This window comes from Cellvibrio sp., from assembly GCF_053579595.1.
This window is the reverse complement of record NZ_JBRFPI010000145.1, coordinates 1-10,070: the sequence shown is the minus strand read 5'-3', so window position 1 is coordinate 10,070 and position 10,070 is coordinate 1. Positions and strand designations below refer to the sequence as shown.

At 48.8% G+C, this 10,070-nt stretch carries 6 protein-coding genes; 5 read left to right on the top strand and 1 reads right to left on the bottom strand.

Annotation, left to right across the window (positions count from 1 at the left end; translation table 11 throughout):
• The 5 genes from ACWA6V_RS10670 to ACWA6V_RS10650 all read left to right on the top strand — a co-directional run.
• Positions 1-457, top strand: a 457-nt coding sequence (locus ACWA6V_RS10670) for an electron transfer flavoprotein subunit beta/FixA family protein (protein WP_449522474.1), incomplete at its 5' end; no start/stop codon positions are given.
• On the top strand, positions 454-1,413 hold the full coding sequence (locus ACWA6V_RS10665) for an electron transfer flavoprotein subunit alpha/FixB family protein (RefSeq protein WP_449522473.1): 960 nt from the start codon (positions 454-456) through the stop codon (positions 1,411-1,413). The genes ACWA6V_RS10670 and ACWA6V_RS10665, both read left to right, overlap by 4 nt.
• A gap of 122 nt (positions 1,414-1,535) precedes the next feature.
• On the top strand, positions 1,536-1,733 hold the full coding sequence (locus tag ACWA6V_RS10660; protein WP_449522472.1) for a DUF2788 domain-containing protein: 198 nt from the start codon (positions 1,536-1,538) through the stop codon (positions 1,731-1,733).
• A 49-nt stretch (positions 1,734-1,782) separates the two neighbouring features.
• The gene (locus ACWA6V_RS10655) at positions 1,783-3,975 is read left to right on the top strand and encodes a response regulator (RefSeq protein ID WP_449522471.1); all 2,193 of its coding nucleotides are present in this window, start codon (positions 1,783-1,785) and stop codon (positions 3,973-3,975) included.
• Positions 3,976-4,164: 189 nt separating this feature from the next.
• A complete protein-coding gene (locus ACWA6V_RS10650) occupies positions 4,165-7,695 on the top strand; it encodes a ThuA domain-containing protein (protein ID WP_449522470.1) in 3,531 nt (1,176 codons plus the stop codon).
• Between the two features lie 92 nt (positions 7,696-7,787).
• On the opposite strand, the gene acnB is transcribed toward ACWA6V_RS10650, so the two are convergent.
• Positions 7,788-10,070: bifunctional aconitate hydratase 2/2-methylisocitrate dehydratase (acnB, locus tag ACWA6V_RS10645; protein WP_449522469.1), on the bottom strand; the 2,283-nt coding region annotated here is incomplete at its 5' end.

The window sequence follows — 10,070 nt, the reverse complement described above, 5'->3', positions numbered from 1 at the left end:
CAAAGTACTGCAGGTACTGGTGCAACAAGAACAGCCCCGGATCGTGCTATTAGGGAAGCAGTCCATTGATGGTGACCACAACCAAACCGGACAAATGCTGGCAGCGCTCTGTGGCTATCCACAGGGTACGTTTGCGTCCCGTATTGAATGCAAAGGCGATGAGGTCTGGGTAACGCGTGAATTGGATGGAGGCTTACAAACTCTTGCGCTGAAACTTCCCGCCGTAATCACCACCGACTTGCGCCTTAATCAGCCGCGCTACCCAACAATGCCCAACATTATGAAGGCGCGCCAGAAGCCGCTCACGGTAATTCCACTGGCAGATTTGGGGTTGAATCTGCAAGCGCGCCTGCAAACTCTGGCGTTCGAAGCCCCCAGGATTCGCCAGCATGGAATCAAGGTGAAAAGTGTTGCCGAATTGGTGGATAAACTGCGGCAGGAGGCCAAGGTGCTATGACGTTATCAAATAATCCGGCAATTTTGGTGTTGATCGAGCAGGATTCAAGTGGTTTCAGCTTGATCAACCTCAAGGTGATGGGGGCGGTTGAGCGTCTGCTTCATTTTGTCGATCTTGAGGTTGATCTATTGGTCGTCGGTAAGGATTGCGCTGCAGTCGCCGGCATGGCCGCACGTATTCCGGGTGTTCGCCAGGTGTTGCTTGCTGACAGTGATAGCGGCGAGCATCAGTTGTCCGAAACACTTGCGCCCTGGTTGTGTGGGCTCGCTGGCGGCTATGCCTATCTCTGTGTGGGCGCGACTACCTTCGGAAAAAACCTGTTGCCACGTGTGGCGGCATTGATGGATATCCAGCCGGTTACAGATGTGGTCACCATACATTCAGACTGCGAATTCTCCCGCCCCATTTATGCGGGGAGCGCACTTGTCCGTGTGCGTACCGAGCAACAAACTAAACTCTTGAGTGTTCGTGCGAGTGCTTTTGAGAATGTCACTTTGGGAGAAAGGATTGCGGCTATAGTGCCCATCACGCCGCCTCCGGTGCAAAACATGAGCCGTTTTATTGACCAGCAACAGATGCAGGCAGAGCGGCCAGACCTTGCCTCGGCGCGTGTGGTGATATCGGGCGGGCGTGGGTTGCAAGCCAGTGAGAATTTTCAGCTGCTCTACCGCTTGGCAGATAAGCTAGGTGCTGCGGTTGGTGCATCCCGCGCAGCAGTCGACGCCGGTTTTGCCCCCAACGAGATGCAAGTCGGCCAGACCGGTAAAGTGGTGGCTCCAGAGTTGTATATTGCGATAGGGGTATCGGGGGCCGTACAACATCTGGCGGGTATGCGCGATTCACGGGTAGTGGTGGCGATCAATAAAGACCCGGATGCACCTATCTTTCAAGCGGCAGATTATGGTTTGGTTGCCGATTTATTTGATGCGGTGCCCGAGTTGATCGAGCTTTTATAAAGGTGGTGTAACAAGTACGCTTAACCTTATCCCTAAAGCCGCTAATACAGCGGCTTTTTGTTTTTTTCGCTACAATGCCGCCCCATTCATCCTCTTCACGTTTCTATCAGGCTTAATCGACCATGAATCTCGAACAATTTGAAACCTGGGCTATGTACATTTGTGGCGGCGGGCTGATTATCTTTATGTTTTTTATTGTGTGGGATCTCGCTAAAAAATCCAAAGCGGGCCGATTTGGCACCTTCATCCTGTTTGGTGTGCTGGGTTTTGCGATTATGGTATTTGTGATTAAAGAAGTATTTGTACACATCCTCAGCTAGCCTATGAAGGCATAGCATTGATTCCAATTGTCATCACTGTGGGTTAACCATGCTTCATTTTTTTGTCCCCGCCACCAAGGTTCAAAAAGACCGCGCCATCATGCGCGAAACCGACGCGCGCGTTGCCAAATACAGCCGACGCGGTTTGATTCTTAATTTTATTGTCTTTGTTCTCTGTCTAGCGTTCGGTGACTTTCAGGAAAAAGAACACAACCTGGCGATAGTGCTGGTGACCGGATTACTGCTGGTGACTCTGGTGCGTAGTTATTATTTGTTCCGTTTCGATACGCTTTACGCCCGCGCACCCACACGCTGGCGTAACCAATACTTTTTCGCATCCTGTCTTGGCGCTGCCTGGTGGAGTGTGATTTTGGTAACACTGACCTGGTTGCAGGGGATGCGCGACGAAACCTTGGTGATGTGGCTTTATTCGGTTGTTTTTTATTCCAGTGTCGCCAACGTTTTTGCACCTTACCGCCATTTTCTGAGTTTGTATTTAGCGATAGGTCAGGTGCCTGCTGCTATTACCGCCATTATGCTCGGCACCGCGGAAGGTGCCTTGTACGGCTGCATTATGTTGGTGTTTTACGTGATGCTCAGCCATCAGGGAAAGGTCACCTCGCTTGCTTACTGGGAGCGGCTGGAAGCGCATTATTCTCTGCGAGAACGCGCGCAAGGTTTGGAAAATGAAAAGCGTACCTCACAGGCGCAGATCGAATTAAAAAATGAATTTTTGGTAAACCTCGGGCAGGAGATTCGCTCGTCAATTAGCGATGTAATGAGTACGCTCTCGTTAATCGACGACAGTCAACTTTCCGAGCATCACCGCGAATTGCTCACTACCGCGAACAAAGCGACTGGCCGGCAAATCGATTTGGTAAATAACGTGGTCGATTTCTCCAAGATCACCACAAAAACACTAGTGCTGGATGAAGTTGAATTTGATCTGCGTCGTGTGCTGGAAAAATTTGTACAGGATTTTACGCTCGATGCACATCAGCAAGGCATTGAGCTGTATTACAGTTTTGATCCGAATATGCCGTTGCGGGTCAAAGGGGATGTGGCGCGTCTGAACCAAATTCTGGCGACCCTCCTAAACCACACACTCAAAGCTAGCCGAATTGAGCATGTCTATATTGAGGCGCGGTTTCATCAGGAGCAGGATGATCTAGGCGAGTTGCAGGTTATCATCAGCGATAGCGAAAAAAATGTTGCGGGAGAAAATGATCCTGAGGCTCATGAGAGCAACCAAAAAGGCATAGGCTTGTCGATCTGTAAAGGCTTGGCAGAATGCATGGGTGGCAGCATTCATTTGCGTGAAAATAAAAATCGCGGCAATCGCATTTTTATTAATGTCACACTGCAGGTGGTATCCCATGAAGATCGCCGTTTTGGCTCAGAGCAGAAGTTGCGCGGTAAGCGCGCGTTATTGGTCGACCTGCCTGATAGCAACGCTAATGCATTGGCTGACGAAATCAATGCTTGGGGTATGAGTACTACCATTGCGTCTGGGCAGGAGCAAACAATTACAAAATTACGTGAACAAGCTGCGAACAACACTCCCTTTGATTTAGTGCTGATTTTTACCAAACTCAATAATATGAATGGTTTGGCACTGTCGCGCGAAATAGCGGCGCACCCTGATATCGCTGATGTGAAACAAATTATCGCCATGAGTATATTGCAGAGCGATAGTCCGGAAATGAAGTTGCATTTGCGCAGTCACCCGCAAATCTGTGTGATTGAAAAACCGATTATGCGCAGGCGTTTACACGATGTGGCGGTGCAAAAACTATTGAATCTGAATATCGATGACGAACGTAAACCCCAAGAGAGGGATGTGCTTGGATTGGCGGTGATGCCGCGCGTTCTTCTCGTTGAGGATCATCGTGTAGATCAAATGGTAATTAGTGCCATGCTAAAAAAGCTGGGCTGCTATGTGCAAATTGCGAATAACGGCTCAGAAGCAGTTGAGATCGTTGAGAAAGAGCGGTTTGATCTGGTTCTAATGGATTACGACATGAAAGAGCAGGACAGCATAATCGCCACCCAAAAAATCCGCGCGCATGAACGTGCGAGCAACAGTCTCCGGCATTTGCCGATTGTGGCAGTAACCGCAGCACAATCTGATTCTGATCAAGAGGTTTTATCCGCAGGAATGGATGACCATATTAGTAAACCGATCCGTTACGATGATCTGGAAAGCCGCTTGCAGCGTTGGTTGGAAAACTCCCGAGTGTAAGCATGTTGAGATCTATAGGATAAGAAGCGTTTATAAGCGTAAACATGCAGGCTAAAACAAAATGCCGCTGATATTATCAGTGGCATTTTCATTTTCAGGGATGTGCGTTTTTGTTATACCAGTCCTATAGTTTTACTTGTTCAATCGTTATCACCACTACTAAAAATACATCTAAAAAAAGGTTCGGTCATGCGGATATTCGGCCAGTACACCCTTGTTAAAACTCAACAGCTAATCGGATTAACTTTCCTTCTCTTGCTTGCCAGTTGCGGGCAGGGGACATCAGAAACAGCGGCACCTGATGGGCCGCCAAATTTTGCAGCACCCACTACGTCGGCAAGCCAGGCGCAGAGCATTAGCGGCGCACGTATTTTGGTGTTTAGCAAGACGGCGGGTTGGCGTCATGATTCAATTCCCGCTGGCATAGCTGCGTTTGAAAAATTGGCTAAAGAGCATCAATTTTCGGTGTTGGCGACAGAAGACGCGACAATGTTTACCGATGCCGAACTGAGCCAATTCAATGCAATTGTGTTTTTAAACACCACGCTCAATGTGCTTGATGAAAATCAGGAATTGGCAATGGAGCGCTACATTCAAGCGGGCGGTGGTTTTGTGGGTATCCATGCAGCTGCCGATACCGAATGGGAAGGCGATTGGTTTTGGTATCGCAATTTGGTGGGTGCAGTATTTAAGGATCATCCCAACACGCCAAATAATGTGCAGCAAGCGACAGTGAATTTTGTCGATAAAAAACATTTGTCGACTGAGGCCTTGCCAGATGCCATCAGTGTGGCCGATGAGTGGTACAACTATCGCGATATGTATGAATTTATCAACGTGGTTGCCAAGGTTGATGAGTCAACATACCAAGGTGGCGGGCACGGCCATGATCACCCCATTTCCTGGTATCACGATTATGATGGCGGCCGCGCGTTTTACACGGGTATGGGGCACACCAGTGAATCATTTTCTGATCCGAACCTGTTGCAGCACTTGCTTGGCGGTATGGCTTATGCGGTAGGTTTGAATCATCGCCCAGGTTTTAAGCCGCGTTTGGATTACACCAAATCCAGACCGGAAAATAATCGCTTTATTAAAAAGACCTTGGTCGAAAAGTTAGATGAGCCAGTGAAGCTGGCATTTTTCCCGAATGGCGATGCGTTAATTGCATTGCGCCCTGGCGCCTTCCAGCGCGTTGATTATATAACCGGCCAAATCAGCGATGCGGGCAAGTTGCTAGTTGGTTACGATAAGTTTCAGGAATGGGGTTTGGTTGGTGTGGCGGTTGATCCTGATTTTGATAAAAACCAGCGCATCTATGCGGCATTCACAGTGAAGGATGAAGCCGGGAATGTTGCGCAGCGTTTGTCACATTTTTTGTGGCGCAACAACCAAGTCGATGCCACAACCGAACAAAAAGTCCTGCAGTACCCGATCGATAATAATTGCTGTCATACCGGCGGCGATTTGCAATTTGGCAACAATGGCGAATTATTTTTCTCCACTGGCGATAATACCAATCCGCACGATCAGGATGGTTATGCACCGCTCGATTTTCGCACGGGCATGAAAAAGAACGATGGGTTGCGTGGTGCCGGTAATACCAACGACTTGCGCGGGAAGGTGTTGCGCATAAAGCCTAAAGCAGAAGGTGGTTACGATATTCCTGCCGGAAACTTATTCACTGACGCTGCTCAAGGCCGCCCGGAAATTTATGTGATGGGCGCGCGCAACCCTTACAGCATCACTTTTGATAAAGCTAACAGCACGTTGTTTTACGGTGATGTCGGCCCCGATGCAAGCAATGATTCCGATGAAAAAGGCTCGCGCGGTTACGATGAAATTAATCGCGTAACGGCGCCAGGTAATTTCGGTTGGCCGCTGGTTATCGGACAAAACAAAGCATATAACCAATACGATTATGTAACGAAAAAATCCGGTGATCTGGTTGATGTAAACAATCCGGTTAACTACTCGCCCAATAATACCGGCGCAAAACAATTGCCTCCCGCACAACCAGCGTTTATTGCTTATCCCTACGGAACATCCGATGTGTTTCCTGAAATGGGTACGGGCGGGCGCACGGCCTTGGTCGCCGATGTTTATCGCTCTGGTGATTATCCTGAATCGGTAAACCGTTATCCTGCATATTACGACAATAAATTATTTATCCTCGATTTTATGCGCGCTTGGTTAAAAGTGGTGAGTTTTGATGAGCAAGGGCGCATTCAAAAAATTGAGCCTTTTGCCCCGCAAATTAATTACGCATTGCCGATTGATGCACGCTTTGCACCCGATGGTACTTTGTATGTACTTGAATATGGTATGTCATGGTTTACCGGCAACCCGGATGCGCGCCTTGCTCGGATTGAATATGTTGGTGCCGGTAACCGTCCACCTGTTGCGGAAATTACGTTAGACAAAACCCAATTTGGCGTCCCGGCAACCATTAATGCATCAGCGAATAAATCAGTGGATTTGGATGGCGACAAAATTACTTATGCATGGAAGTTGCACTGTGCCGATGCAGCCTGTCCTGAGCGTGCTTTAGGTGATGCCGTTGAGTTGAATTTGGCGTTGGATAAACCGGGAAAATACAATCTGGATTTGGCAGTAACCGATGCGCAGGGGGCAAAGTCATTGTTCACTGCGCCACTTGAAATTGGTAACGAGCCGCCAGTGATTAGCTTCTCTACTACAGAAAACCAATCGTTTTTCTGGTCTGACACCAAACAGTTTAATTATGCGTTCTCTGTTAATGATAAAGAAGATGGTACTGTCAGTGAGGTAGAAAATGGTAATCCACTGGTTACTTTTACTTATGTAGAGCCGGAGAAAAAATCTGCACTTGGGCATCAAGCTGTTAATTTAATTGATCAAGGTAAAGCGTTGGTTGATGCGAACAATTGCTTGGGTTGCCATAAGCTGGATGAAAAAATGGTTGGCCCGGCATTCCGCGAAGTTGCTAAAAAATATCAAAAAGATTCCAAAGCAATCGCGTATCTAGTGAATAAACTTGGCAATGGCGGCGCAGGTGTGTGGGGTGAAATGAATATGCCGGCGTTCTCCGGTTTGAGCGAAGCTGAACGCACCGCACTGGCCACTTATGTGTTATCGCTGGCGGAAGATCATTCGCCTAAAGGTTTGGCATTGGCAGGTACCGTTGATCTTAAATCGCATCAAAAAAAATCGGCATCTTTAAACGCAGATAAACCCTACACCTTAAGTGGTGAGGCGTATATTTTTACTGCAAAGTACAAGGACAAAGGCGCAAATAATTTCTCGTCAATTGAGGTAGGTAAACAAATCAAACTTATCCCGGCGCGGTTGGATTTTTATAGTGTGTATGTACCAACTTCTGCGACCAAAGAAGCCAAGCAAGATACATTCTATGATGTTAAGTCAATTATGGTTCCCGCTAGTGAAGAAGTCTCTGGATTCGCGTTTGGCCGCTATGATTTGACTGCAGTGAAGTCCGTAAAAATAGGAGCGTTGTTTTTTAAAGAGCCGACTACATGGCTATTCGAAATTCGCCGCGGCAATGCCGAAGGTGATGTGCTGGCTTCGGGTACCATTTCACCTACCAAGCTAAAAACCTATGGGCGCAACAGTATTCCCTTAAAAGAAACCAGCGGCTTCACCGAGTTGTATATCAACATAAAACCTGAACAGAAGACTGCAGCAGAAGTGCGGTTGCATGACATCAGTTTCGAGAAATAAAACCGGTTTGCGGCAACATATATTGCAGATAAAAAAACCCGCTGAAAAGCGGGTTTTTTCGTTTAAGACTTGCGTCTTATTTTTTCTCGGCCTTACACAGCAACAGTTTGGATCTCTACCGCAGCAATACGCTTGCCTTCGTTAGCCGAGTTTTGGTAGCTCTCAATTTCGTTGAAGTTGAGGTAGCGATAAATCTCGGAAGACATGCTGTTGATTTTGCTCGCGTAGCTTTGGTATTCCTCTGGTGTTGGCAGCTTACCGAGTACCGCAGCAATAGCAGCCAATTCAGCAGAAGCCAGATACACGTTCGCGCCTTCACCCAAACGGTTCGGGAAGTTACGGGTAGAGGTAGATACCACCGTTGATTTTGGAGCTACACGCGCCTGGTTGCCCATGCACAGTGAGCAGCCTGGCATTTCGGTGCGGGCACCTTTAACGCCATAGATGCTGTAGTAGCCTTCTTCCATCAACTGATGCTCGTCCATTTTGGTGGGCGGGGCAATCCACAGACGGGTCGTTAACTCGTCTTTGGTTGAGGCCAGTAATTTACCCGCAGCGCGGAAGTGACCGATGTTGGTCATGCACGAACCGATAAACACTTCATCAATCTTCGCGCCTTGAACTTCAGACAATACTTTCACATCATCCGGATCGTTCGGGCAGGCGAGGATTGGCTCTTTAATGTCAGCCAGATCGATGTCGATAACGGCCGCGTATTCTGCGTCTTTATCGGCTTCCATCAGTTCAGGGTTGGCAATCCAGGCTTCCATCTTCTGTGCGCGGCGCTCAAGGGTGCGGATATCGCCGTAACCTTGTTCGATCATCCAGCGCAGCATGGTGATGTTGGAAGTCATGTATTCAATGATGGGCGCTTTGTCCAACTTGATAGTACAACCAGCCGCTGAACGCTCAGCCGATGCGTCAGAGATTTCAAACGCTTGCTCTACTTTCAAGTCAGGCAAACCTTCAACTTCAAGAATGCGGCCAGAGAAAATATTCTTCTTACCCTTTTTCTCAACAGTCAGCAAACCAGCTTTGATTGCGTACAGCGGAATCGCGTTTACCAGATCACGCAATGTGATGCCTGGTTGCAATTCGCCTTTGAAGCGCACCAGAACAGACTCCGGCATATCGAGTGGCATAACACCAGTCGCCGCAGCAAAAGCTACCAAACCGGAACCGGCCGGGAAGGAGATGCCGATTGGGAAACGGGTGTGTGAATCGCCACCAGTACCTACGGTGTCAGGCAGCAACATACGGTTCAACCAGCTGTGGATGATGCCGTCGCCTGGACGCAGTGAAACACCGCCGCGGGTCATAATGAAGTCGGGCAGGGTATGTTGGGTTTCAATATCTACTGGCTTTGGATAAGCCGCTGTGTGACAGAAAGACTGCATGGTCAGGTCGGCAGAGAAGCCAAGGCACGCCAAATCTTTCAACTCATCGCGGGTCATAGGGCCAGTGGTGTCCTGTGAACCTACGGTAGTCATGTAGGGCTCGCAGTAAGTGCCTGGGCGAATACCTTTAACGCCGCATGCCTTGCCCACCATTTTCTGTGCGAGGGTATAACCCTTGCCGCTATCAGCCGGTGCTTCTGGCAGGCGGAACAAAGTGCTTGCAGGCAAGCCCAATGATGCACGCGCTTTGGTGGTCAGGCCACGGCCGATGATCAGTGGGATACGGCCGCCAGCTTGAACTTCATCCAACAATACGTCTGATTTGAGGCTGAATTCTGAGATCACAGCACCGGTAGTGGCGTTGAGGATTTTGCCCTCGTAAGGACGGATCTCAATTACATCGCCCATGTTCAGGTTATCAACCGGTGCTTCAAACACGAGTGCGCCAGCATCTTCCATGGTGTTGTAGAAAATCGGCGCGACTTTGCTGCCGATACACACACCGCCGGTACGCTTGTTAGGTACGCCCGGAATATCTTCACCGATAAACCAGAGTACTGAGTTGGTTGCTGACTTACGTGAAGAACCGGTACCGACTACATCGCCCACAAATACCAATGGATAGCCTTTGGTTTTCAGTGCTTCGATTTGTTTGATTGGGCCGATTTTGCCTGGCTCATCAGGGGTGATGCCATCGCGCGCCATTTTGAACATGGCGAGTGAGTGCAGGGGGATATCAGGGCGTGACCAGGCATCAGGTGCTGGTGACAGGTCATCGGTATTGGTTTCGCCGGTGACTTTGAAAACGGTGAGCTTGGTGCTCTCGGGAACTTTAGGTTTGCTGGTGAACCACTCGGCATCAGCCCAGGATTGCATCAACTCTTTCGCATGCGGGTTGCCCGCTTTTACTTTTTCTTCTACATCGTGGAATGCATCAAACATCAGCAAGGTATGCTTGAGTTCTTTGGCAGCCAAAGG

What these genes read in the sequence shown, in the direction of transcription:
- ACWA6V_RS10650 (WP_449522470.1), top strand. Translation starts at nt 4,165, where the DNA reads ATGCGGATATTCGGCCAGTACACCCTTGTTAAAACTCAACAGCTAATC.
- ACWA6V_RS10655 (WP_449522471.1), top strand. Translation starts at nt 1,783, where the DNA reads ATGCTTCATTTTTTTGTCCCCGCCACCAAGGTTCAAAAAGACCGCGCC.
- ACWA6V_RS10665 (WP_449522473.1), top strand. Translation starts at nt 454, where the DNA reads ATGACGTTATCAAATAATCCGGCAATTTTGGTGTTGATCGAGCAGGAT.
- ACWA6V_RS10660 (WP_449522472.1), top strand. Translation starts at nt 1,536, where the DNA reads ATGAATCTCGAACAATTTGAAACCTGGGCTATGTACATTTGTGGCGGC.